This is a genomic window from Clostridium sp. (assembly GCF_050717515.1).
In the GTDB taxonomy this organism is placed as follows: Bacteria; Bacillota; Clostridia; order Clostridiales; family Clostridiaceae; genus Clostridium_AD.
Window position 1 is genome coordinate 52,126 of the sequence record NZ_JBOITL010000026.1, and the last position, 25,700, is coordinate 77,825.

Consider the following 25,700-nt stretch of genomic DNA (forward strand, 5'->3'; position numbering starts at 1 on the left):
GGGTTGTGGATTATAAAACACAACTGTAAATTGAGGTGATTTTTTTCTTTTAAATAACATAATAAATAGAAATGGATGGTATGAAATTCTAATGAGTTAACTGGCAAGTTGCCACTTGCCACGTGGGTGGCAACATTTATACATAAAACTTTCACAAATAAATGCTATAATAAACTCTAACATATCGGTAACTTACAGATAAGAGAGGACACGGGGAACAAAAGAGGAAGTTAAATAAAAAAGGTTGGTGATGGGATTGAAAAGAAAAAAGGTGAGAAGCAAAAGAATTTTAGTTATAGGTACGGTATTTTCTATAGTATTTATGGCTCTTGTGAGTAGATTGATTTATTTAATGATTATTAATGGTGAGAGTTATAAACAGCTGGCATTAAAACAGTGGACTAAAACTATAAAAACAACTCCCAAAAGGGGAGTTATTCTGAGTAAAAACGGTTCGGAATTGGCATCAAGTGCAGATGTTTATAGGGTTGATGTTGATTTGAATGTATTTAAAAAGTATTTGGGGGGTAAAAAAATTACGGAAAAACAAGCAGCTTACCAATTGTCGCAGATATTGAATATTAAAAGCAGCGATGTTGAAAAAACATTAAATAGTAAAGATGGTAAGGGTAAGCTACTTCAATTTGTATTGCTGAAAAGAAAAGTTGAAGAGGAAATGGTAGATACCATTAAAGATTTAAAATATAATGGGATAATAATTTCAAGAGATGTAGAGCGGTTGTATCCAAATAATAGCTTTCTATCTCATGTTATTGGGCATACCAATTCTGATGGAGATGGAGTAAGCGGAGTGGAACAGAGCTATAACAAGGAACTTGCAGGTGTGCCTGGGGTAAAAGTGACTGAAGTGGATAGGAATAATAATGAATTGCCCTACAAAGAAGCAACCACGGTGCAACCTATAGATGGAAAGAATATAACATTAACTATAGATGAACGAATTCAAGAATTAGCGGAAAAAGTAGCTAGAGAAACAATGACTGTAAATAGTGCTAAGTCCGTTAGTATAACAATTATGAATCCACAAAATGGTGAAGTTTTGGCTATGGCGAGTACACCGGGTTATAATTTAAATAAGCCGTTTGCAGAAGGGAAAACAGACAGTGAAATACAGGAAACCTGGAAGAACGGAGCTATAAGTAATGTGTTTGAGCCAGGATCAATTTTTAAGGTTATAACAGCTGCGGCTGCGCTTGAAAACAATGCGGTTAAAGGCGAGGACAGATTTGTAAGTGATGGGAGCATTAAAGTTGGTAATACAACATTGTATAATGATAATAAAGAGGCTTATGGGGTTGAGACTTTTTCAGATATAATTAAAAATTCTGATAATGTTGGATTTATTAAGCTAGGACAAAAAATTGGAAAAGAAAATTTTTATAAATTTGTAAAGGAGGCTAGCTTTGGGCAGAAAACTGGTATAGACTTGCCGGGGGAGAGTACTGGAATAGTAAAGGATTTTAAAAGCATTGAACCGATTGATCTTGCAACCATGTCCTATGGACAAGGTGTTGCAGTTAGCCAAGTGCAGTATATTGCTGCCTTCAATGCAGTAGCAAATGGGGGTACATGGATAAGGCCACATGTTATGAAGGAAATATCACACATGGTAAATGGTAAAAAAATTCTAGATAAAAAGTATGATAATCTTGGCGAAAAGACTATAACCAGTAGTGAAAAAGCAGCACAATTAAGAAAATATTTGGAGAAGGTTGTTAAGGGCGGAACTGCAACAGATACCTATATGAAAGGTTACCACATAGCTGGAAAGACAGGAACTGCAAATGTGGTAAATAATACTACGGGAGGCTACGAGGATGGTAAGTATATAGCATCCTTTGCAGGTATGGCTCCTGCTGCTAATCCAAAGGTAACATTGATAGTTACTATAGAAGAACCAAACTCCAGTAAATATTATGCCGCTCAGACAGCAGTACCCGCAGCACGTAAGCTATTTTCAGGCCTATTTAAAATACTTAACATATCCCCAGATAATAAATAACAAGCCGATTTTAGAATGATCAATGTACAATGATCATTAATCATCGATAATTGATCATTTTATGTATTAAGCTTGACTTGTAATTTATTTCAATATCTCCTACATATTAATTTACCACTTGCCACTTGCCAGGTGGGTGGCACCGTTTAGGTATATATAGTATAATAATCATATAGTTTACAAAGAAGGAAAAAGGTGATGAACAATGATTAAAGTAAATGGATTATATAAGAAGTATAGTAAAAAGGTGCTAGCAGTAAAGGATCTGAGCTTTAGTGTAAAGGCTGGGGAAGTTGTTGGACTACTTGGAGAAAATGGAGCAGGAAAAACTACTACTCTTAGAATACTTGCTACGATTTTAAGTCCTACAAAAGGAACAGTTGTTATTGATGGCTATGATGTTAAGAAAGACAGCGAAAAGGTTCGAGGCTCAATTGGAGCGCTTTTTGGTGGAGATGTAGCTCTTTATGACAGACTAACTGCAAGAGAAAACATTGAATATTTTGGACAACTCTACGATATGAAACCGCAAGAGCTTAATAATCGAATAATGAATTTAGCAGAATATTTTCAGTTTGGAGATTATCTGGATAAGAAAGCATCAGAGCTGTCTAGAGGCATGAAACAAAAAATAGCTATTGCAAGAGCCATAGTTCATGACCCTAAAATAATGTTACTTGATGAGCCTACTACAGGACTAGATGTTGTTGCAAGAAGATTATTGTATAATTTAATCGCACAGTGGTCCAAGGAAGGAAAGACTATTTTATTTTCTAGTCATTCTATAAGTGAGATAGAAAGACTTTGTCAAAGAGTAATTATAATAAATAAAGGACAATTAGTTGAGGAAGGAACTGACAGTTACCTAAAAGAAAAATATTCATTGGATAACTTGGAGGATGTCTTTATTCATTTAATAACAGGTGGTGTAGAGAGTGAATACAATATTAAAAGTATTTAAGAATGAATTTAAAATGTACTCGCGAGATAAAAAATTATTAGTAAATACACTGTTATTACCAATATTAATTTATCCCTTGATTATTGCAATAGTAGCACTAGGTGCATTTATTTCTATGAAAAGTGATGTTAAAGGAATAAAGGTTAGTTTTGAAGGAAAAAATCAACAGGTTATGGAAGCCATGAAGAAAACTAAGGGAGTAAAGATAATTGATGATAGGGTTTATAGCGATAGTGATATATTAGATAGAACCGTGGACGCTATAATTGTACTTTCTGAGGATAAAAATAAAGTAATACAGATTAAATACGATTCTACTAAAAAAAGCTTCTTATTTGATAAGATTACAGGCAGCATACAGAATTTGAAAGTGGATTATGTAACTTCTGTCCTTAAAGAAAGCGGATTAAAATATGAGAACATAAATCCCATATCTTTAAAAAACCTGGATGAAAAGGGGAAGACAATAGACAGTTTTACAGTACTAATTAGCCTAGTATTACCTATGCTATTTCTTTTATTTCCGATGATTTCAACTTCTTATTTAACCACAGATATAGCTGCAGGTGAAAAGGAAAAGAATACTTTGGAACCACTGTTATGTACTAAAGGTTCCAGATATAAAATTTTACTGGGTAAACTGCTTTTTATATCAATAATAAGCGTGATTATTTCCATAATATCCATATTGGTTTTGGGATTAGCTATTATTGCAGCAATGTCTGCATTCAAATTTAAAGTGCCCTCAATGAATATTAGCATTGTTGGATTTATGATAAGTTTAATTATACTAATGCTTACGGTGATATTTTTAAGTGCATTGCAATTAACCTTAAGTTTTTTTGCTAAAAACTATAAAGAAAGTCAAATGTTGGTTTCGCCTCTTTTAATAATAATAATGATACCAATAGTTATGTCTATGTTTCTTCCAGATAAATCAATGTTTTACCATTTGCCAATATTTAATGTGGTATTAATATTAAAACAACTTACAGCAGGAATATTCAATTTTGCGAATATTTTTATAGTTATTGGATGGTTACTTATATATATAATTATAAGTGTATTATTGTGTATTAAGGCTATAAACAGTGAAAAATTTATATTTAGGGTATAGGTGATAAGATGTTTTATGCAGTTTTAAAAAAAGAATTAATAAATTTTATTAGAGATAAAAAGAGTTTGATCTCATTTTTTTTAATACCAATTATAATGTATATATATATGTTTAATGTACAAGGCACTATTAACAAAATGATAGATGGGTCCTCAAAGGATAGTTCAAAATTCAAGTTTAAAATAGTAGTACAAAAGGACGAAGCCACGCAGCCCTTAATACAAAAAATAAAGACAATGGATAAAAATATGCAAATAGTAATAGAAGATACTAAAGTAGCAAATGAAGATTTTGATTTGGTGCTAGAATTCCCTAAGGGATTTTCAAAAGCATTAAAATTAGGGAAACCCATAGAACTAATTACTTATAGAAAAACTACAGATATAATGGATGAAAATTATACTAAGATAGAAAAGATTATACAAGATTATGAAAGTGAATTAGTAGCCAGTACCTTAATTTCAAAGGGAATAGACATAAAAATATTAGATAGTTATTCCGCAAAAAAAGTAAATGTATCTAAGGTAACAGAGGAGCAAGCAGGCTTTTTTTATGTATTACCTATGTGTATTTTATTGTTCCCCTTAAGCATTGGAATGCAAGTAGTTATAGAAATTTGCGTAACAGAGAAGGAGCGAGGTACACTAGAAGCCTTGATGCTAACAAAGGCAAAGCGAAGTATAGTTATAGGGGCTAAATATACTGCACTACTCTTAATTGTTCTAGCAGAAATTTTAGTTTCACTAGGAGCCTTTATAATAACTTCAAAGGTAGTAAAGACGGATTTAATAAATATTAGTACGTTAAATGCGGCCAATATAACCATTATGTTACTTATGATTATATTAACTTATATAGGAATATCTCTTATCCAATTTATGATTGGATTATATGCTAAGAACTTCAAAGAGGCACAAGCTTATATGACTGCAGTATTGTTTTTGGTTATAATATTAAATTATTTATTCTTTTTTATTGATATTAAGAATCTAAGTTACGTATTTTTAAACATACCCATTGTAAACTCCATCGCCATTTTAAACGAAATTCTTTTAGGGATATTAAACATGAAGCATTTGATTATTGTAGGTGCTTGGCTTATTATATATATTGTAGCACTTGCATTTATTGCAGTTAAAGTTGTATTTGTAGAGAGTGTGTTACTTAGAAGATAGAGCAACTTCAAAAATAGCGGTTACACTTTTAATTTATTATTATTATTATTATTATTATTAACTTTACATTTAAAGGAGAAAATTTATGAAAAATAAAAAAATACTATTAGCTAATAGTTTATTACTATTAGCATTACTGTTATTTGTTTCAATGCCATTACTGGCAGTTAAGTTATTTAAATTACATCCTCCTATAAGCGGGGATATTTCACTTTTGCTATCTGGAGCAACTAGTATTATAGCACTTGGTGGTATTGCACTATTATATTGCAGAATTACTAAAAGAAAATTTACCAAAGTAATGGTAATAAAGAAAATTTCTATAAAACAAGTTATGTTAACAATGCTTGTTTCCATTGGTACCTATATTTTTGCAGTAGGTGTTAATGCTTTAAGCATGAAGTTATTTCCAATTGTAATAAAGGATAGTAGTGCAATAACTAATTTACTAAATAGTAGTTCTCTATTATTAGGACTTGTTGTGGTAGTTTTGGTACCAGCATTTTTTGAGGAAGTATTTTTTAGAGGAATCTTTTTAGATGCTTATGAAGGAAGGAATAAAAAAATAAAGTATTTTATAATAACTGCAATTTTTGCTACCTTTCATGGTAACATAATGCAAATTATATACGTAATGTTTTTAGGTTTAATTCTTTTAAAGGTAAGGGAATATACAGGTTCATTATTAGGAAGTATGACGCTTCATGCAGCAAATAATGCAATATCTTTTATTCTAAGTAAAGTGGCTATGAGTTATATGAAGATTGTGAATACTGGAATAGAAAGTGGCGCAATTGATCCAGCAAAAGCAGCCAACGCAGCTAATCCAAACACTGTTAGCTTGAGTGCAGCTTTATTTGGAGCTTGCGTATGTTTTTTAATTGGTGGTGCTATATTATTTATAAATCTAAGGAAATTGAAAGAATATAAAGAAGAAAAAGAAGGATTAGAATACATTGAAGAAGAGAAAGAAGAGTATTCTCAAGGTATAGAATACAATGAAGTAGAAAAATATACAGTAAGAGAGGAAAAAACTATTAATACAGATAAAAAGAAATATATTCCATTAGCTATATATTTTATTTGCATGACGGTATTAGTTGTTTTAAGGTATTAATGATCTTCTAGAAAGTAATTAGTTAGATGAGTTTTTATTTTACATTATATTAAGTCAATAGTGAGGGTTTATAGTACAAAATCATAGCTTGACTATTTTTTTATTTATGATAAAATATCAAAGACACTAGTTTTGATATTAAGAGGGATATATTAACAAATGATGCAATTAAATATAATAATAAAAAGTTAATTTATATTCGTATAACCCCAATAATATGGTTTGGGGGTTTCTACCAGGAGCCTATAATTCCTGATTACGAAGAAGATACAAGTGTATGTATTTTCTTTGTAGTCAGGATTTTTTGTTTTTTGAAAAATAGAGTAAAAGCTAAAAGAGTTTAAAAGGAGGACAATATGAAAGTTGAAAGTTTACCAAAAATTGAATTGCATTGCCATTTAGATGGGAGCGTAAGACCTGCAACAATAATTGATATAGCAAAGAAGGAGGGTATAAGTATTCCCTACTATGATATTGAAAATATTAAAAAAGAAGTTACTGCCCCAGCAGAGTGTGAGTCTCTTGATGAGTATTTAAAAAGGTTCGAAATTCCCAATTTAGTAATGCAATCAAAGGAGAGTTTAAGAAGAATTACATTTGAACTTCTTTACGACTGCGCAAAAGAAAATGTAAAATACATTGAAATTAGATTTGCACCACTACTTCATATAAATAAGGGATTAACCGTTGACGAAGTAATAGAGAGCGTAATATCTGGGATTAAAGATGCGGAAGAGATATATGATATAAAAGGAAATTTAATACTTTCATGTATGAGATTTATGTCTATTGATAGAGCTTTTGAGGTTGTGGAAACTGGCAGGAAGTATCTTTCAAAAGGTGTAGTTGCAATAGACTTATGTGGGTCTGAAGGCGAAGGCTTTTGTGAAAAATTCATAGAGCCTATAACCCTTGCTAGAGAATACGGATATAGAGTAACTATTCATGCAGGTGAAACAGGAATAGGTAAAAATGTTTTGGAAGCAGTGGAACTTTTAGGCGCAGAAAGAATTGGGCATGGAGTATTTATTAAAGACTGCATGGAAGCCTATAACATTGTAAAAGATAAAGGAATTACTCTTGAAATGTGTCCAACAAGTAATATCCAGACTAAAGCAGTTGATTCATTTATTGACCACCCCTTTTATAATTTTTATAATGATGGGATAAAGGTGACAGTTAATACTGATAACAGAACTGTATCGGACACGAACATGACTATGGAATGTGATATTTTATCAAGAAAATTTAACATTACATTTGAGGAGTATAAACAAATTTACTTTACTAGTGTTGATGCGGCATTTACTGATTTAGAAACAAAGGAAAGGTTAAGGAAATATATTTAATAATATTTGGTGGTTAGAGAAAAACAATAGATGATATCTATAGATGAAAACATATCTATAGATACCATCTATTTTTAAAAGATAAGTATATGTTATATAATTATTAATGAATTTATATAACGATTTTAAAAAAATCAATAGTTAGTACAGAATAATTGATTTTTCGTGAAATTGGAAATATATCAATAAAGTATAGGGGGAAATAAATTATGCACAAAAGATCAAAAAAATTCTTAGCGCTATTCCTATCAACATTGTTAATGGGTTCATTAATGGTGGGTTGCACCGCCAATAAAACTGTTGAAAAAAAAGAAAATACAACGGTTACTCAAACTGAAAAGGCAGAAACGCCTTATGTTGATGGTAGCTATATAGCTGATGCAAAATGGTTATCTAAGAATTTGAAAAGCAAAGAGGTTTTGGTTCTAGATGCTAGATCAGATAAAGATTATGCAAAAGGACATATTCCTGGTGCAATAAATGTTGGTTGGCAAGGATTTTCAAATATGAAAGGAAAGCCTGGAGACAAAGGATGGGGAGTTGTTCTTTCTGATGATAAACTTTCAGAAAAACTATCAGCTATAGGGGTAGATAAAACTAAAACCGTAGTTATTTATTGTGATAATAAAAATGGTTGGGGTGAAGACGGAAGATTTGTATGGATGCTTAAAATGGCTGGTATTGAAAATGCAAAAATGTTAAATGGTGGATTTAATTTCTGGGAAAGCAGCAAATATGAGGTTTCAAAAGAGGTAACAGCTCCAGTAGCAAGCAGTTTTAAAATTGAAAATCCCAATAAGGCTATGACTATTAATACTGAAGAGTTAAAAGCTAAACTTGGCAAGGTTAAAATTTTAGATAGTAGAGAAAAAGACGAATACGCCGGTGCAGTTAAATTTGTTGAAGCAAGAGGTGGACATCTTCCAGGTGCTATAAATTTAACTTTTAATTCGCTTTTCAAAGAAGATAAAACATTTAAAAGTGCAGAGGAAATACAAGCTATATTTAAAGCTGCTGGCTTAAATAAAGAAGACGAAATAGTAACATATTGTACAGCAGGAATAAGATCAGCACACTTAGCTTTAGCTTTAAAAATGATGGGATATAATAATGTTAAAAACTATGATGAATCTTATTATACTTGGGCTAAAGATGTAGATTTAAAGGTAGAAAAATAATATATAATATTCAAAGGGGGCGAAAAACTAGTGAAACAATTTAAAAAATCAACTTACATAAAAATTGCTATAATTATAGCAATTACAATTTTATTTTTTACGAAACCTGTAAAAGAAATGGTTTTTATGCTAAGTATGATAAATGTTGATGCTATAAAAGGATATATTCTATCCTTCGGCGTTTGGGCTCCTGTTATATCTTTCATTCTAATGATACTTCAATCCATTATTGCACCATTACCAGCTTTTATAATAACCTTTGCTAATGCAGGGTTATTTGGCTGGGTGAGTGGAGCACTATTATCTTGGAGTAGCGCAATGGTGGGTGCAGTATTATGCTTTTTCATAGCAAGGTTACTCGGTAGAGATACCGTAGAAAAATTAACAAGTAAATTTGCTCTGAAAAGTATTGATGACTTTTTTGACAAACATGGTAAATATGCAATATTAATTGCTAGATTACTTCCTTTCATATCCTTTGATATTGTAAGCTATGCAGCAGGGCTTACATCCATGAGTTTTTGGTCTTTCTTTGTAGCTACGGGTATTGGGCAACTTCCAGCAACAATTATTTACTCTTATGTTGGTGGAATGCTAGTGGGTGGAACAAAGATGATGGTTTTTGGGCTTCTAACTTTATTTGCTGTAAGCATATTAATGTTGCTAATTAAAAAGATATATAAGGAAAAAAACAAATAATAAGTTAAGTTATAAGCTGCAAACATGAAGGCTTGGCATGTAGGATGCTTTTACCTTCATGATTATGGTTTATAATTTAATTTATATCTAAAAAAACAAAACAAAGGATGATTATCTATGAGAAAAATTAGTTTAAGTGATGATATCTTAGAGCGAGTAGATATAATGACAAAGGAATGTATTGGTTGCAATAAGTGTATGAAAAACTGTATAATGTTAGATAAATACTGCTCGTCGCCTAAAGAACTTTTTAGTGAAATAATAAGGGAAGGTCAAATAGATATAAAAGTACCCTATTCTTGCAACTTATGTAATTTATGCAGGGAGGTATGTCCCAGGGATATCAATCAAAGGGAGCTTTATTTAGAATTACGAAGATATGCTTTTACAACTGATAAAAAAGCTATAATGCCATTAGGGTATAAGGTAATAAAATTTCATCAGAAAAATAGTTTTTCAAGATTATTTTCAGCCAGTTCAAAAGCGGTAGAAGAGTTTAGTTCAACTGCATTTATTCCAGGATGTAGTCTTATGTCTTATAGTCCTGAAATTGTTATGAAAACTTATAAATATCTTCAAAATATTATACCAGGAATAAAAATTATTTTAAAATGTTGTGGAAATCCAACTCATACTATGGGAGATGAGCAGGGGTTTAAACAATATTACTCTCAGCTTGACCATGAGATACAAAAATTAAAAGTAACTGAAATAATTACAACTTGTCCCAATTGTTTTATAAGTATAAAAAAGAATAGTCCTAATTTGAAAATTACTACGGTTTGGGAGAAAATTAATGAAAGTACTATCCCAGACGGTTTGTTAAATAAATATGGCAATGTAGATATTAAATTTAGTCTTCATGATCCTTGCCCAACAAGATATGAAGACAACACGCATAAAGCAGTTAGAGAAATAATAAAAAAAATGGGCATCAAAATGGAAGAATTTAAATTTTCTAAAAGGCAAACATTATGTTGTGGGGCAGGTGCCATGGTAGGAGTAACTAATGAAAAGCTTGCAACAGAGCATATGAGCAAAAGAGCAGCGCAGGCTCCCTCAGACCATATAGTAACTTACTGCCAAACTTGCGTTGAATCTTTGTCAACAGGAGAAAAAGATGCTGTGCATTTATTGGATTTGATGTTTAATGAAGAGATGTTTTCAAGGTTTATTTTTCAGCAGAAAAAGAGTAGTACTGCTAAAAAGTGGGTTAATAGGCGTATTGGTAAAAGAAAAATTGAAAAACTTTAAAGTAAAGGGAGGGATGGTTAACAATTTTTAACCACATTTCAGCACCCAAGGTGATGATTTAAGAGTATTTATAGACTAGAAAGGTTTGATAAAGATGATAGACACTCATGGTAGAAAATATATAAGCCCACTTCTTAAAGCTGTAGCTAATATATTTTTAAATTTAAATATGACACCTAACAACATAACTATTATGGGGTTTATAATAGGATTATTACCTTTTGTATTTATATACGCGGATAAACCTTTAATTGCAGTGACACTCTTATGGGTTTCAGGTTTGTTTGATGCTGTAGATGGTGAAATGGCAAGAATTAGTAATAATTCAACCCCTTGGGGAACACTTATGGATATAACTTTTGATAGGTTAGTTGAACTGGGAGTTATTTTAGCAATGGCCTTGAAAGAGCCACAGTCTAGGATGCAGTTATTATTTTTAACAGCTGCAATAATATTATCCATGACTATTTTTTTAACAGTAGGTGCACTTTCTCGAAATAAGGGAAGTAAATCTTTCTATTACCAAGCGGGAGTGGCAGAGAGAACAGAAGGATTTATATTTTTTACTCTAATGATTTTGATACCAACGCATCTCCAACTAATAACGAGCATATTCTCAATATTAATTGCAGTAACTGCACTTCAAAGGTTGATGGAGGCTAGAAGAATTTTCAAGTGAAATATTTGTCGAAAAATAAAGGAATTGAACATTTAGTATAGAATATATTATTTAAGGTAATTGAATATTATTAATAATAAAGGTAAATGGGAAGGATGGTGAATAAAATAGATTATAAAAAATTAAAAAAAGATTTATTGGATAAAATAGGTACATTAGGAATTAAGTCACCAGTTGTGACTGTAGAGAGTACAAGTGAGACGGACCTTCTTAAATTGGCAAAGAAATATAATTTAAATATTTCGGATTATATAAATGATTAGTGATTAATTTATATTTTATAGATATAGCAAAATAAATTTACGTATAAAATACCCTAGGAGAGTTTGAGCTTCTAGGGTATTAATTGTATTAAGAATACATGCAAAATTGGAAATACTATGTAACAATGACTTAGCTTACTTATTGACTTATTTAAATATTATATTCATAATAAAAGAGTAATTTAAATTACTGTTTTATTATGAATTCAAATGGGGGAAAATATAATGATTACAAAATTAAAGAAAATACAATACAATTCACCAGTGATATTAACTTTTACTTTTTTAGCTCTTGCTAGCTATTTGCTAGGTTATTTAACAAATGGTACTTTGACTTCCTTTCTTTTTTCAAATTATAGAACCTCTTTTTTGGATCCACTTCAATACGTAAGACTTTTTTCTTATATATTAGGTCATGCTAATTGGGCTCATTTTTCAGGGAATTTCATAATAATCTTAATAACAGGGCCTATGCTAGAAGAAAAATATGGTTCAAAAGTTTTAGTAAGGTTAATATTAGTAACAGCTTTCGTTACTGGCATAATACATATAATTTTCTCTGGTAATGCTCTTTTGGGTGCCAGTGGTATTGTTTATATGTTTATTATTCTAAGCTCCTTTACAAATGCTGAAAAGGGGAAAATTCCACTTACTTTAATAATTGTGTTTTTTGTATTCGTTGGAAGGGAAATTTTTGGAGGTGCTTTTGCTCAAGATAATATCTCTCAACTTGCACATATTATTGGTGGATGTTGTGGGGCTCTATTTGCTTTTAAGATCAAATAATAAGAAAATATATACAGATATGATAGCAAACCTTGTAATAAGGTTTTGCTATTTTTTTTTGTTGAAAAAGTTTTGTCTAAAATAAATTTTAAGTAAATAAGAATAATGGAATTATTTCATACATATAAATATTGTAAAGTTAAATGTATGAACAGGTGGAGAAAAGTGCATGGCGAAGATAGAGCAATTATAAAATAATATGAGAAGATTCCAATAATATACAACTAAATACAGTGATATATAGTAAATGGCAGAGAAAATGAGCCGCATTATTATAAAGTGTTATGCTTTATTTTTATGCGGCTTTATATATACAATGTAAACGATTTAAGGGACTAATTTAAAAAAGGGGTGTTGTTAATGGCTAAGTATGTAATGGCTCTAGATCAGGGGACAACCAGTTCAAGATGTATATTATTTGATAAAAAAGGACTTATCGTAACATCCGCTCAAAAGGAATTTACTCAGATTTATCCAAAAGCAGGTTGGGTAGAACATGATCCAATGGAAATTTTGAGGAGTCAAATTAGTGTTGCAACAGAAGCAATGGCCAAAATCAATGCTACGGCATCTGACATAGCAGCAATAGGTATTACAAATCAAAGAGAAACAACTGTGGTTTGGGACAGGCGAACGGGAATTCCAGTATATAACGCAATTGTATGGCAATGCAGAAGAACCGCTGGTACTTGTGATGAATTAAGAGAAAAAGGCTTTGATAAAGTTGTTAGAGCTAAAACAGGACTTATTTTAGATGCTTATTTTTCTGGAACAAAAGTAAAATGGATATTAGACAATGTAGAGGGAGCTAGAGCAGAAGCCCAGGCAGGCAATTTATTATTTGGTAACATAGATACATGGCTAATTTGGAATTTAACAAAAGGAAAAACCTATGTAACAGACTATTCTAATGCTTCAAGAACATTACTTTTTAACATTCATGAACTTACATGGGATGAAGAAATTTTAGAAACATTGAACATACCAAAATCAATGCTTCCAGAAGTTAAACCTTCAAGTTGTGTATATGGGCATACAGATAGCTCTATATTTGGAGGAGAAATTCCTATTGCAGGAGCTGCTGGAGATCAACAAGCGGCATTATTTGGACAAACTTGTTATGCACCAGGAACAGCTAAAAACACTTATGGTACAGGATGCTTTATGCTTATGAATACAGGAGAAAAAGCAATTGAATCCACAAAGGGATTACTTACTACTATTGCTTGGGGAATAGATGGCAAAGTAGAATATGCACTTGAAGGCAGTGTATTCATAGCAGGAGCTGCAATACAATGGTTAAGAGATGAGCTCAAGATGATTAACAATGCTGCTGATTCTGAAGAATATGCTAAGGCAGTAGAAGATACAAATGGAGTATATGTAGTTCCTGCTTTTGTTGGACTTGGCGCACCATATTGGGATCCTTATGCAAGAGGAACAATAGTAGGTATTACAAGAGGGGCAAAGAAAGAACATTTGATAAGAGCGACTCTCGAAGCTCTTGCATACCAAACAAATGATGTTTTAAAAGCAATGCAAGAAGATTCTGGAATTACACTTAAAGCGTTAAAAGTAGATGGTGGAGCTTGCGCAAACAATTTCTTAATGCAGTTCCAATCTGACATTTTAGGCGTTCAAGTAGATAGACCAGAAGTTATTGAAACTACAGCACTTGGTGCAGCTTACCTTGCAGGACTTGCAGTAGGATATTGGAAGAATAAAGAAGAGGTAGCAGAAAACTGGGCTATATCAAGAACATTTACTCCAGATATGACAGTAGAAAAGAGGTCGGAATTACTAAAGGGTTGGCATACAGCTGTTAAGAGATCAGTTGGAAATATTGAATAGTGAGAAATAGTAAATACTAAAAAATATGAATAGGGGGTATATATAATGTCGCATTTTATGGCAGAACTTCTAGGTACTGCACTTTTGATTCTTTTAGGAGATGGAGTTGTAGCAGGTGTTTTATTAAGCAAAAGTAAAGCTCAAAATTCAGGACACATCGTTATTGTATGGGGATGGGCTTTAGCTGTTGGTATATCTGTTTATATTTTTGGACCAATAAGTGGAGGCCATTTCAATCCAGCTGTTACTTTAGGATTAGCTGCAATTGGAAAATTTGCATGGGTAGATGTTCCAATGTATATCATTGCACAGATGATTGGAGCGATACTCGGAGCAACGCTAGTTTGGTTACATTATTTGCCACACTGGGTAGCAACTCAAGACAAGGGGCTAAAACTTGCAGTATTTTGTACAGCACCAGCAATTCGTAACACGCCAGCAAACTTTATATCTGAATTTATTGGGACATTTATATTAGTATTTGGTATTTTAGGAGTAGGTAATACAAAGATGGCAGATGGTTTTGCACCACTCGTAGTAGCTCTTCTTATTTTAGTTATAGGCCTTTCATTAGGGGGAACCACTGGTTATGCAATTAATCCTGCAAGAGATTTAGGACCACGTATAGCGCATGCTATTTTACCTATAGCAGGTAAGGGAGATTCGGATTGGAAATATGCTTGGATACCAGTAGTAGCTCCAATTTGTGGAGGTATAGTAGCAGCATTGGCATTTGCAGCTATATTTTAAATAATAGTAATTTAGCATAAAATAAACAAAAGATAGTTAGATAGGGAATACGAGGCAGAGTTTAAAAGAGCCTTAATTTGAGGTATAAGTGTACCTTAAATTAAGGCTCTCTTTTTAAAATAAGAAGAATATAGTATAAACAATGAAAAACGGTAAATTTAGTGATATAATGTACTAAAAAATCATAGAAGAAAGGATGATAAACATGAGTGACAGAGATAAGGCAGAAGAACTTTTACTTAAACATTTGAAGAATGATAAATTAGTCCTTCATTGTTATGCTGTTGAAGCTGTAATGAGGGCTTTAGCTGAAAAATTAGAACCTGAAAATGAAAAAGAGTGGGGGATAACTGGTTTATTGCATGACTTAGATGAAACAACTATAGATTGGCTTAAAAATCCAGAATTACATGGCCCCACTGCAGTAGAGATATTAAAAACAGAAGGCTTTGGAAATGAACGCATATACCATTCGATATGTGCACATAACCAGTTAAATGGAACAAAAATAGTAAGCAAAATGGATGCAGCGGCTTATGCTGGCGACCCTATAACTGGATTTATTACGGCTATTGCTCTTGCCTATCCAGATAAAAAACTTTCAAATGTAAAAGTGAAATCCATAGTAAAAAGAATGAAAGACACAAGATTTGCTGCTAGTGCTAATAGAGAAGCCATGTACTCCATTGTGAATTTAGGAATTCCCTTTGAAGAATTTGCAGAACTTTCTTTAAATGCCATGTTGAAGATTTCTGATAAGCTTGGTTTGTAAAGTCATAAATACACCTGTATTAGACTGGGGGATTAACAATTATGGTAAATAAGAAAAATGAAGTTGCAACAATAAAAGAAGAACTATGGAAAGGTTATAAATCCATACGTTTTTCAGCAGGTGGTTACGAAGCATTAATGATAACAGATGTTGGAGCTAATATCATAGAATTAAAGGACTCTATAAGAGGCTTAAGCTTACTTAGAACTCCTATGAATAATTTAGATTTTGAAGTCTTTAAGGCAGCGCCTCAAGTTTACGGTTTGCCAGTATTGTTCCCACCAAATAGAATAGAAGATGGTACATTTAAAAGGGAAGACAAAGTATATAAATTTCCAATAAATGAGCCTAAACTTAATAATTATATCCATGGTTTTATTAAAAATGAAAAATGGGAAATAGCTAGAAGTGAAATTATTGAAGGAGAAAAAGTAGAAATAGAGGCCGTTTTTGATTTTAATGAAGAGCATGAATTTTATAAGTACTTTCCTCACGCGTTTCAATTTAAATTAGTTTATAATCTTTCCAGTAGTGGGTTAAAACAAACAACAAGTATTATTAATTTAAGTAATGAGAAAATGCCAATGGGAATAGGATTTCACACAGCTTTTAACATACCTTTTCACCCAGAAAGTGTGGAGAAAGATTATAGACTAATAGCATCATTAGATAAGAGATGGGAACAAGATACTCGAAACTTACCTACAGGAAAAATTTTAAACCTAACTGAAGACGAGAAGCAATATGTAAATAAGGGTATAAACCCACTAGAGAAGGAACTAGAATCTCATTATATAATGAAAAACATTAATATAAATGGGAAAGAATTCCACGGGGCGATAATTGAGGATACTTCTAAAGGAATAAGACTAATTTATGAAATGGGTAATGATTACAAGCATATGGTTATCTGGAATGATTTGGGGGGCAGTAATTATGTTTGTGTAGAGCCTCAAACTTGTGCAATAAATGCTCCAAACATTAATTTGGAAGATAGTGTAACTGGATTTAAAACCTTACGCCCTAATGAGACTTGGAGCGCGGAATGCATGATATATATAGAGGACTTATAAGTTAAATTTAAAAATGCACAGATATTATCTGTGCATTTTTAAATTCAAGCAAAATCATAGCAAAGGGTGATTTATGTGCTAATTGGTCTTGATTTTTGATTGTTTTGCATTTGTACTTGCTTTTTTAGCTTTGATTTTAAAGATTAAACCTAAAATTTGCAAAGCAATTAATGGAGTTAAAGCCACCATGGCAATTATACCAAACCCATCAATTAATACGTTGGCTCCTTCAATGGAGTCAGCAGCGCCTTGTGCAAAAGCTAAAATGAAAGTGGCTGTCATTGGTCCAGAAGCAACACCTCCAGAGTCAAATGCTATTCCTACGAATAGCTTCGGTACAAAGTATGACATAATAACTGAAATCGTGTATCCTGGTAAAAGAAAATGCCACAATTGGATTTCAGGTATAATTATTCTTAGCATTGATAATGCTACTGCAAAGGCAACTCCTATAGAAAGAGTTAAAATTACTATATTCTTTTTTATATGTCCATGGGTTACAGCTTCTATTTGATTAGTGAGTACATGAACAGCTGGCTCGGCTAATATTACTACTAACCCAAGTACAAAACCAACAAGGATAAGAATCCAATTACTATTTAAGGAAGCAACACTGTATCCTACTACCCTTCCAATTTCTATAAAACCAGCATTTACTCCTGTTAAAAATAAGACTAATCCAATATAAGAATATAAAAGACCTTTTAATATCTTTGAAAATGATTTTTTTGAAAGCTTAAATGATATTTTATTGAATATAAAAAACAATAATAGTAATGGAAGTAAAGTGAAAAAAACTTCAACTATCTTGGTTGGTAATATTTCAATAAATGGATTTATAATAGAGGTTGAGTCTAAAGCACTATTTGTTAGGGAACCAGTAACTTTATCAGAGGTTGATATAATGCTCATAATAATAACGGATAAAATAGCGCCTGTAGATGCGATGGCTACTAGACCAAAACTATCTTCTTCAGAGGCTATTCCATCTTTTTTCAACGAAGATACTCCTAAGGCAAGAGCTAATATAAATGGAACGGTCATTGCGCCGGTAGTAGCACCAGAGGCATCGAATGATATTGCTAAAAATTCGGAAGATGTGAATAAAGATAGTACAAAAACAACCAAATATATTATAGCTAACATTTTATATAATGATTTATTATAAACTATTCGTAATAAACCTACAGATAACATAATCGCAATTCCTATGGAGACAATAACTAAAATCGAAAGTTTAGTTATTACCCCTGATGTAACAGCACTAACTTGACCAGCAAGAATATGCAAATCAGGTTCAGCAATTGTAATAAAAAAACCAAGTATTAATCCGGAAATACACAAGACCATTATTTTATTGGTTTTAGCAAGAGAGTTTCCCATTAGTGTACCTATGGGAGTAACTCCAATATCTACACCAAATAAAAATATAGATAATCCAAATACTATAAAAATAGTACCTAATAGAAATCTAAGTATTAGATGTGTTTCAAGAGGAATGATTGTAAAATTCAATAGTAGTACTATTAAAGTAATAGGGAGTACGGAAAATAACACTTCTTTAAATTTTTTAATAAGGATATTCAAATATATATCACGTCCATTCATAGAGTTTAAAAACTAAAATTTAGAGTTTTGCTTATTTCGTTTGTTATGTAAAAATTCAATAAAATTATTTACTTCTTCTATCTCTTGGTCTGTTAAATCATTAATACCAGAAAGGCGTGTAGTAGTAGCGGAAGAAGGAGAGGCAATATCCATATAACCCGCAGCTCTCATAATATCTTCATAGGGCAAATCTAGCGCGTTAGCTATGCATTTTAATACCAGTGGTGATGGATTCTTTCTTTCTCCATTTTCAAGTCGATGGATTTCTGTATGACTTATGTCTGCCAGTGCAGCTAGTTTACGAGTAGATAAATTTCTTGCAGTTCGATGCTCAAGAATAAAATTTCCAATATCGCTCACCATAATACCTCCATTTATATAATATATGTTTACAGTATAACATAATTGGAACCTTAAGGCAACAATACTGATATAATTTGGTTCCAATAGGTTACAGATTATATGGAAAAATTAAGAAAACAAATACTTAAATGCTTGTTATATTTGGTTTATTGAAAGGTGTAAAGAGTGATTATAGCTAATTGTCCAGTAATATTAATGAATATAGACTATAATATGATTAAAGAGTAATATAGGTTGAATTTAAAACCACGCAATAAAGTGAAAGGATGATAAATTATGGCTATAGATAGTGTTCAGGAGTATTTTAAAAAATGGGGCAAGGACAAAGATATTTTAGAGTTTGTAACATCCAGTGCTACGGTTGAACTCGCAGCAGAGGCGGTAGGTGTAGAACCTGCAAGAATTGCTAAGACTATTTGTTTTAAAAATGGAGAAGGAGCTATGCTAATAGTTACAGCAGGTGATACAAAAACAGATAATAGAAAATTCAAGGATGAATTTGGTTTTAAAGCAAAGATGTTAACCCCAGATGAAACCCTTGAATATACAGGACATGCAGTAGGCGGAGTATGCCCCTTTGGTTTAGAAAATGACATACCTGTATTTTTAGATGAATCTCTTAAGCGATTTGTTACCGTTTATCCTGCTTGTGGAAGTAGCAACTCAGCTATTAAACTTACCTGTGAGGAACTCCATAAATATTCACAAAATAAAAAGTGGATAGATGTTGGTAAAGGTTGGGAAGATAAATAATATAGAATTAGCCCTCTTATATTTAAGTGAAATATATGCTATAATGTAAACTGTAGACATGTGTAAATAAACAATAATAATATTAAGAGATAAAACTCTTTTAGGTTCTCAATTGGAAAAATAAGGTTTCAGATTTATGTTCTGGGCCTTTTTACTTTTGGGAGAAATTAATAATAAACTTAGAAATTCTGTATAGATGGATAAAATAAACAGGAAACCTTATTTTTATGGTTCCTTGCAGGTAAGGAAGAGGGGAAAGAAAAATGATTAAGCTGGAAGAAATATATAAGCTTTGTGAATGCTGTGAAAAACAAGATAGAAAAACAGGTATTATGAAACTAATGGAGAAAGGTTACAGTGAGATTATTGCAACAAAATATTATAATATTTGGAAAAGGCATTACATGGATTGCAGTAGTCAAGATTCAACACTTTCTGGTATTTATATAAAAACCAGTAAAGAAAAAAGGCTTTTAGAAGAGTGCACATTTACGGAACGTCAAAGGTATCTTGAAGCATTAAGCAAAGAGCAACTTATACAAATAGCACAGGCAATGCTTAAATAATATACAAAAACAATTATAAATGTACATAAATAAAATTTGGCTATTATTATTGTAAGGAGATTATTCTGAGTATTCCAATTAGTTAAACTAAAGTTAATAGCAATTGGCAGTTAAGCTAGACATAGTAGTAATTATGTGATATAGTGGAATAATTGGCACTCATTACCATGAAGTGTTAAAAAAATAAGTTAATAGAACTATTAAAGGTCGCTTTTTTATGAAGTGGCTTTTTTGATAGGCGATTAACACAAATATATCCATAATTTATATATATCCCTAAAAATGGATAAGAGATAAGGGGTGAAACTAAATGGGGGATAAAAATCCAAACAAGTTGAAAAAAAAGAAGAAGGTAGTTGAAAAAAGTACTGTAGAGCTTCCCACAGTGACGGTAAAAGCAAGAAAACCTAAAAAATAACAATAAAAAGCATTTACTTAGGTAAGTGCTTTTTATTGTTGTTTTTACATAAAATCACTAAATATTGCGTGTCCAGGCTAAGGAGTAGCGGTGATAGCATCTAGCATTAATAGATTAGTTAGTGATATAATAATAGTATAAATATTTTAACAAAAGGGAGGGTTATTTTATGGATGTAGAAAAGCTAACGGTAAAGGTTCAACAATCATTAAATGAGGCTCAATTAATAGCAGTAAAAAATAATCATCAGCAAATAGATACAATACATTTATTTGCAGCACTTATTGCTCAAGAGGATGGGCTCATTCCTAACATATTCAGTAAAATGGGAGTGAATATAAGGCAGCTTAATGAGGATATTAACAAAGAAGTAAACCGAATGCCTAGAGTTACAGGAAGTGGTGCAGATACTGCATCTGTTTATGCTACTAGAAGGTTTGAAGAAGTTTTTGTTCGTGCAGAAGATGAAGCTAAAAAATTCAAAGATTCGTTTATAAGTGTGGAACATGTAATGCTTGGGCTTATGGATGTAAAAACTAAAGAAATAGGAGATATTTTAAAGAAATTTAATATAACTAAAGAAGAATTTTTGAATGCACTTTCAACCGTTCGCGGAAATCAAAGAGTGGAGAATCCTGATCCAGAAGGTACTTATGAGGCTCTAGTAAAATATGGTTCAAACCTTGTGGAGCAAGCTAAAAAGCATAAATTAGATCCTGTCATAGGACGTGATGAAGAAATTAGGCGGGTTATAAGGATACTATCTAGAAGGACTAAAAATAATCCTGTACTTATAGGAGAGCCTGGAGTAGGTAAAACTGCTATAGTGGAAGGACTTGCCCAAAGGATTGTAAAGGGCGATGTACCAGAAGGTCTTAAAAATAAAATAGTATTTTCTTTAGATATGGGAGCTCTTATTGCAGGGGCAAAATTTAAAGGTGAGTTTGAAGAAAGACTTAAAGCAGTGCTTAAAGAGGTAGAAAATAGTGAAGGTAAAATAATTTTATTTATAGATGAAATTCATAATATAGTGGGAGCAGGAAAATCAGAGGGTTCTATGGATGCAGGAAACATGATAAAGCCACTGCTTGCCAGAGGAAGTCTTCATTGTATTGGTGCGACTACTTTTGATGAATATAGAAAATACCTAGAAAAAGATAAGGCATTAGAGCGAAGGTTTCAACCAGTAACTGTTGAGGAGCCAACTGTTGAAGATGCGGTATCTATACTTAGAGGTCTCAAAGAAAAGTTTGAAATATATCATGGGATACGAATTCATGATTCAGCAATAGTAGCTGCAGCAAAACTTTCGGATAGATATATAACTGCAAGGTTTCTCCCAGATAAGGCAATAGATCTTATAGATGAAGCTTGTGCTATGATTAGGACTGAAATAGATAGTATGCCTACCGAGATGGACATGACTAAACGTAAAATATTTCAACTAGAAATTGAAAAGAATGCACTATCAAAAGAAAAAGATGAGGCTTCAAAGAAAAGGCTGGAGGTCTTGGAGAAAGAATTAAGTAATTTAAAAGACAAAGATAATGAAATGACAGCAAAATATGAAAAAGAAAAATCTAAGATAGTTGAAATTAGAAATTTAAAAGCAGAGCTAGATGCCTCTCGCGGGGATATAGAAAAATCAGAAAGAGAATATGATTTAAGCAGAGTAGCAGAGCTTAAATATGGAGTAATTCCAAAATTAGAAGCTCAGATAAAAGAAAAAGAAGAAGGTATACATGAAAACAATGAAACAGCTATGCTTAAAGAAGAGGTAACAGAAAGTGAAATTTCACAAATAGTATCAAAATGGACTGGGATACCTGTAGCAAATCTAGTAGAAGGAGAAAGAAAAAAACTCCTAAGGCTTGAAGAAGTGTTATCAGAAAGAGTAATTGGGCAAAAGGATGCGGTAACTGCGGTTTCAAATGCGGTTATCCGCGCAAGAGCAGGCATGAAGGACCCAAGAAGACCTATTGGTTCATTTATATTCCTTGGACCAACCGGTGTTGGAAAAACTGAACTTGCAAAAACCTTAGCTAGAACACTATTTGATAGCAAAGAAAGTATAATAAGAATAGACATGTCAGAATATATGGAAAAATATTCTGTATCAAGACTTATAGGAGCTCCACCAGGTTATGTAGGTTATGAAGAGGGTGGTCAACTTACAGAAGCGGTTAGGCGAAAACCTTATAGTGTTATTTTATTTGATGAAATAGAAAAGGCACATGAAGATGTGTTTAACATTTTCCTCCAGATACTAGACGATGGAAGGCTTACAGATAATCAAGGTAAGATTGTTAATTTTAAAAACTGCATAATAATTATGACTTCAAATATTGGAAGTAATTATCTCTTGGAAAACAAAGAAAGTGGAGGTTTAGAGCAATATATTCGTGATAGAGTTATGAGCGAACTTAAGTCAAAATTTAAACCGGAATTTTTAAATAGATTGGATGATATTATACTATTTAAACCACTAGATACAAAAGAAATAAAAGGTATAGTAGATATATTCCTTCAAGAAATTAAAAACAGGCTTAAAGACAAAAATATATCAATGAAAGTGACTGATAGTGCTAAAGAGCTTATGGCAGCGGAAGGCTATGATCCAATTTATGGTGCACGTCCACTAAAGAGATATATTGAAAATGTCTTAGAAACATCTATAGCTAAGAAGATTATCAGGGGAGATATTAGTGAGGGCTCTATCATTGGGGTAGATGCAAAAGAGCAGCAAATTATAATAGAAAAGATTCAATAATTGTGTTTAGTTTCAGCAAAAATTGAGAACTAGGTTGTAGAGATGCAATTTAGTCCTCGATTTTTTGTATTAGGTTATGTTTTGTTTTATCCCTTTGCAGATATTAATAATAATTGACAACCAAACAGTTATTTAACATAATAGGGCTGGACATGCGTCTAGATAAAATAAAAATTATTTTGAAAGAGGAGATTAAAAAATGTCATATTTGCTTAAACCGCTTGAACAATGTAAGTTAACTTTTAACAATAGATTGGTTATGCCGCCCATGGCTACTTCAAAAGCTGAAAAGGATGGAAGGGTCAGTAAAGATATATTAGATTATTATGATGAAAAATCACAGGGTGGATATATTTCATTGATTATTATAGAACATAGCTTTATAGCGCAAAAGGGAAAGGCTAGTGAAAGGATGCTTTCTATAGCAGAGGATAATGTTTTGGAGGACCTAAAAAAACTGGCAAATATTATTCACAAAAATGGGTCTAAAACAGTAATGCAAATTAATCATGCTGGAAGTGCAGCAAAAATAGATGTCACAGGATATGAGTCTGTGGGACCTTCAGCTATAGCGAATCCTCGCACAGGTAGTGTTCCAAAGGAACTTACTAAAAGTGAAATTAAAATTATAATCGAAGAATTTGCGAAGGCGGCAAAGCGTACAAAAGCAGCTGGGTTTGATGGGGTAGAGATTCATTCTGCTCATGGATATCTTCTAAATCAATTTTTTTCTCCGCTTTCTAATAAACGAAATGATGAATATGGTGGGGAAATACTCGGAAGAATTAAAATTCATTTAGAAATTATTAAAGCAGTAAAAGATGCTGTTGGTAATGATTTTCCAATTCTTCTTAGATTAGGAGCTTCTGATTATATGGAAGGTGGAAGTACAATTGAAGATAGTAAAGCTGCAGCCTTAGAATTTGAAAGGGCAGGAGTAGATGTTCTTGATATTTCTGGAGGGTTTTGTGGATATACTGTGACCGGCAATACTAGTCAAGGATATTTTTCACCCTTAACTGAAGCTATTAAGGAAGTTGTGTCCATTCCAGTAATACTCACTGGTGGAATTACGCAGGCTCATGCAGCTGAAAAACTTCTTTTAGAAGGAAAAGCTGATCTTATTGGTGTAGCCAGAGCTATATACAAAGACTCTAAGTGGGCCAAAAATGCTATTGAAATGCTTAAATAAGTATTTTGAAAAGATAGAATTACTTAAAGTAATAAGCCATCGATTTATAAAAGTCGGTGGCGTTCATATTATGAATCTAAAATGATTTTATAACTTCATGTGAGTTAGTGAAATTAGAAATAAATACTTAGCAAAATTTGAAAGGATGATTAGATGGACTTCTTAATAAATACAATAATAAAGACAATAGTTGATACCTTATATTTGACAGGAATGATAATTCTAGTAGGATTTATTCTTGGATTTTTGAGGGACCATTCGATGGGAAATTTTCAAAGGAGTTTTGGCTGGAAGGCAGTGGCTATTACAGGTGTTATAGGGGTTCCTATACATGAAATGTCCCATGCTATCTTTTGTGTTCTCTTTGGACACAAAATTAAAAAAGTGGTGCTTTTGCAAAGGAGAGATGAAAAGGGGGTACTTGGGTATGTAAGTCATGCGTATAATCCTAATAGTGTATATCAACAAGCAGGTAATTTTTTTATAGGAATTGCTCCTATATTTGGAGGAATTTCCGTTATAATTGCATTAATGTACATAATGATTCCGAAGACATACAACGAATTTATAAATATATCTTTAAATAATATAAACATAACTAGTATAAGCCCGGAAACAATAAAGGTCATACTAAATTCTTATATTGATTTAATAAAAACAATTTTTTCAATGAATAACTTTGCAAATCCGTACTTTATACTATTCTTATTTTTAGCTATATGTATTTCATCTCATATTTCTTTAAGCTCTGCGGATATTAAAGGTGCATCTAAAGGATTAATTATAATATTCTCTTTAATATTAGTTGTTAATGTCCTTGGGATTTCAAGATTTTTTATGGCTGAAAGTATATTAAAATACAACATTATACTAATAGGGTTTCTCATAGTATCCTTGATATTTTCGAGTATAACTTACCTGGTAAGTTTACTTCTTTCAATAATAAAGAGTTAATTTAATATAAAAGCACAGGAGTTGACTTG

Annotated in this window: 23 protein-coding genes and 1 riboswitch; of the genes, 21 read left to right on the forward strand and 2 right to left on the reverse strand. The window is 31.9% G+C overall.

The features are described from left to right. The first annotated feature begins 250 nt into the window (after positions 1-250). The 16 genes from ACREV6_RS12230 (at position 251) to ACREV6_RS12305 (ending at position 17,047) form a co-directional block, all read left to right on the forward strand. Entirely contained in the window at positions 251-2,023 is a 1,773-nt protein-coding gene (locus ACREV6_RS12230) for a peptidoglycan D,D-transpeptidase FtsI family protein (protein WP_431578310.1), read from the forward strand. Between the two features lie 205 nt (positions 2,024-2,228). Continuing rightward, entirely contained in the window at positions 2,229-2,984 is a 756-nt protein-coding gene (locus tag ACREV6_RS12235) for an ABC transporter ATP-binding protein (protein WP_431578311.1), read from the forward strand. Beyond that, on the forward strand, positions 2,959-4,101 hold the full coding sequence (locus ACREV6_RS12240; RefSeq protein WP_431578312.1) for an ABC transporter permease: 1,143 nt from the start codon (positions 2,959-2,961) through the stop codon (positions 4,099-4,101). The genes ACREV6_RS12235 and ACREV6_RS12240 overlap by 26 nt, the downstream gene beginning before the upstream one ends. A gap of 8 nt (positions 4,102-4,109) precedes the next feature. Continuing rightward, on the forward strand, positions 4,110-5,276 hold the full coding sequence (locus ACREV6_RS12245; protein WP_431578313.1) for an ABC transporter permease: 1,167 nt from the start codon (positions 4,110-4,112) through the stop codon (positions 5,274-5,276). An 85-nt stretch (positions 5,277-5,361) separates the two neighbouring features. Continuing rightward, the gene (locus tag ACREV6_RS12250) at positions 5,362-6,393 is read left to right on the forward strand and encodes a CPBP family intramembrane glutamic endopeptidase (RefSeq protein ID WP_431578314.1); all 1,032 of its coding nucleotides are present in this window, start codon (positions 5,362-5,364) and stop codon (positions 6,391-6,393) included. A gap of 179 nt (positions 6,394-6,572) precedes the next feature. Next, a riboswitch (purine riboswitch) is annotated at positions 6,573-6,672 on the forward strand. Between the two features lie 77 nt (positions 6,673-6,749). Next, positions 6,750-7,742 (forward strand): adenosine deaminase, encoded by a 993-nt coding sequence (gene add / locus ACREV6_RS12255; protein WP_431578315.1) that lies wholly within the window; start codon positions 6,750-6,752, stop codon positions 7,740-7,742. A 209-nt stretch (positions 7,743-7,951) separates the two neighbouring features. Further along, positions 7,952-8,920, forward strand: a complete 969-nt coding sequence (locus ACREV6_RS12260; RefSeq protein ID WP_431578316.1) for a sulfurtransferase — start codon at positions 7,952-7,954, stop codon at positions 8,918-8,920. A gap of 30 nt (positions 8,921-8,950) precedes the next feature. Further along, a complete protein-coding gene (locus tag ACREV6_RS12265; RefSeq protein WP_431578317.1) occupies positions 8,951-9,619 on the forward strand; it encodes a TVP38/TMEM64 family protein in 669 nt (222 codons plus the stop codon). Between the two features lie 117 nt (positions 9,620-9,736). Continuing rightward, the gene (locus tag ACREV6_RS12270) at positions 9,737-10,873 is read left to right on the forward strand and encodes a (Fe-S)-binding protein (protein WP_431578318.1); all 1,137 of its coding nucleotides are present in this window, start codon (positions 9,737-9,739) and stop codon (positions 10,871-10,873) included. A gap of 94 nt (positions 10,874-10,967) precedes the next feature. After that, positions 10,968-11,552: a CDP-alcohol phosphatidyltransferase family protein gene (locus ACREV6_RS12275; protein ID WP_431578404.1), complete on the forward strand. Its 585-nt coding sequence runs from the start codon at positions 10,968-10,970 to the stop codon at positions 11,550-11,552. 95 nt (positions 11,553-11,647) lie between these two features. Then, on the forward strand, positions 11,648-11,815 hold the full coding sequence (locus tag ACREV6_RS12280) for a hypothetical protein (RefSeq protein WP_431578319.1): 168 nt from the start codon (positions 11,648-11,650) through the stop codon (positions 11,813-11,815). A 225-nt stretch (positions 11,816-12,040) separates the two neighbouring features. Next, a complete protein-coding gene (locus ACREV6_RS12285; RefSeq protein ID WP_431578320.1) occupies positions 12,041-12,601 on the forward strand; it encodes a rhomboid family intramembrane serine protease in 561 nt (186 codons plus the stop codon). A 360-nt stretch (positions 12,602-12,961) separates the two neighbouring features. Then, complete coding sequence (gene glpK / locus ACREV6_RS12290) at positions 12,962-14,452, forward strand: glycerol kinase GlpK (protein ID WP_431578321.1); 1,491 nt, start codon at positions 12,962-12,964, stop codon at positions 14,450-14,452. 45 nt (positions 14,453-14,497) lie between these two features. Continuing rightward, positions 14,498-15,202: an MIP/aquaporin family protein gene (locus ACREV6_RS12295; protein WP_431578322.1), complete on the forward strand. Its 705-nt coding sequence runs from the start codon at positions 14,498-14,500 to the stop codon at positions 15,200-15,202. Between the two features lie 205 nt (positions 15,203-15,407). Next, positions 15,408-15,974 (forward strand): HD domain-containing protein, encoded by a 567-nt coding sequence (locus ACREV6_RS12300; RefSeq protein ID WP_431578323.1) that lies wholly within the window; start codon positions 15,408-15,410, stop codon positions 15,972-15,974. Positions 15,975-16,015: 41 nt separating this feature from the next. After that, positions 16,016-17,047 (forward strand): aldose 1-epimerase, encoded by a 1,032-nt coding sequence (locus ACREV6_RS12305; RefSeq protein WP_431578324.1) that lies wholly within the window; start codon positions 16,016-16,018, stop codon positions 17,045-17,047. Between the two features lie 78 nt (positions 17,048-17,125). On the opposite strand, the gene ACREV6_RS12310 is transcribed toward ACREV6_RS12305, so the two are convergent. Together ACREV6_RS12310 and ACREV6_RS12315 are read right to left on the reverse strand one after the other, a co-directional pair. Further along, positions 17,126-18,634 (reverse strand): DUF1538 domain-containing protein, encoded by a 1,509-nt coding sequence (locus ACREV6_RS12310; RefSeq protein WP_431578325.1) that lies wholly within the window; start codon positions 18,632-18,634, stop codon positions 17,126-17,128. 33 nt (positions 18,635-18,667) lie between these two features. Next, positions 18,668-19,018 (reverse strand): helix-turn-helix domain-containing protein, encoded by a 351-nt coding sequence (locus ACREV6_RS12315; RefSeq protein ID WP_431578326.1) that lies wholly within the window; start codon positions 19,016-19,018, stop codon positions 18,668-18,670. 276 nt (positions 19,019-19,294) lie between these two features. On the opposite strand from ACREV6_RS12315, the gene ACREV6_RS12320 reads away from it, so the two are divergent. From ACREV6_RS12320 to ACREV6_RS12340, 5 genes are all read left to right on the forward strand, one after another. Continuing rightward, positions 19,295-19,771, forward strand: a complete 477-nt coding sequence (locus tag ACREV6_RS12320; RefSeq protein ID WP_431578327.1) for a YbaK/EbsC family protein — start codon at positions 19,295-19,297, stop codon at positions 19,769-19,771. Between the two features lie 263 nt (positions 19,772-20,034). Continuing rightward, a complete protein-coding gene (locus tag ACREV6_RS12325) occupies positions 20,035-20,337 on the forward strand; it encodes a hypothetical protein (protein WP_124999787.1) in 303 nt (100 codons plus the stop codon). Positions 20,338-20,924: 587 nt separating this feature from the next. Beyond that, positions 20,925-23,525 (forward strand): ATP-dependent chaperone ClpB, encoded by a 2,601-nt coding sequence (clpB, locus tag ACREV6_RS12330; protein ID WP_431578328.1) that lies wholly within the window; start codon positions 20,925-20,927, stop codon positions 23,523-23,525. Positions 23,526-23,724: 199 nt separating this feature from the next. Next, complete coding sequence (locus ACREV6_RS12335; protein WP_431578329.1) at positions 23,725-24,717, forward strand: NADH:flavin oxidoreductase; 993 nt, start codon at positions 23,725-23,727, stop codon at positions 24,715-24,717. 153 nt (positions 24,718-24,870) lie between these two features. Next, complete coding sequence (locus ACREV6_RS12340) at positions 24,871-25,671, forward strand: metalloprotease family protein (protein ID WP_431578330.1); 801 nt, start codon at positions 24,871-24,873, stop codon at positions 25,669-25,671. The last annotated feature ends 29 nt before the right edge of the window (positions 25,672-25,700 follow it).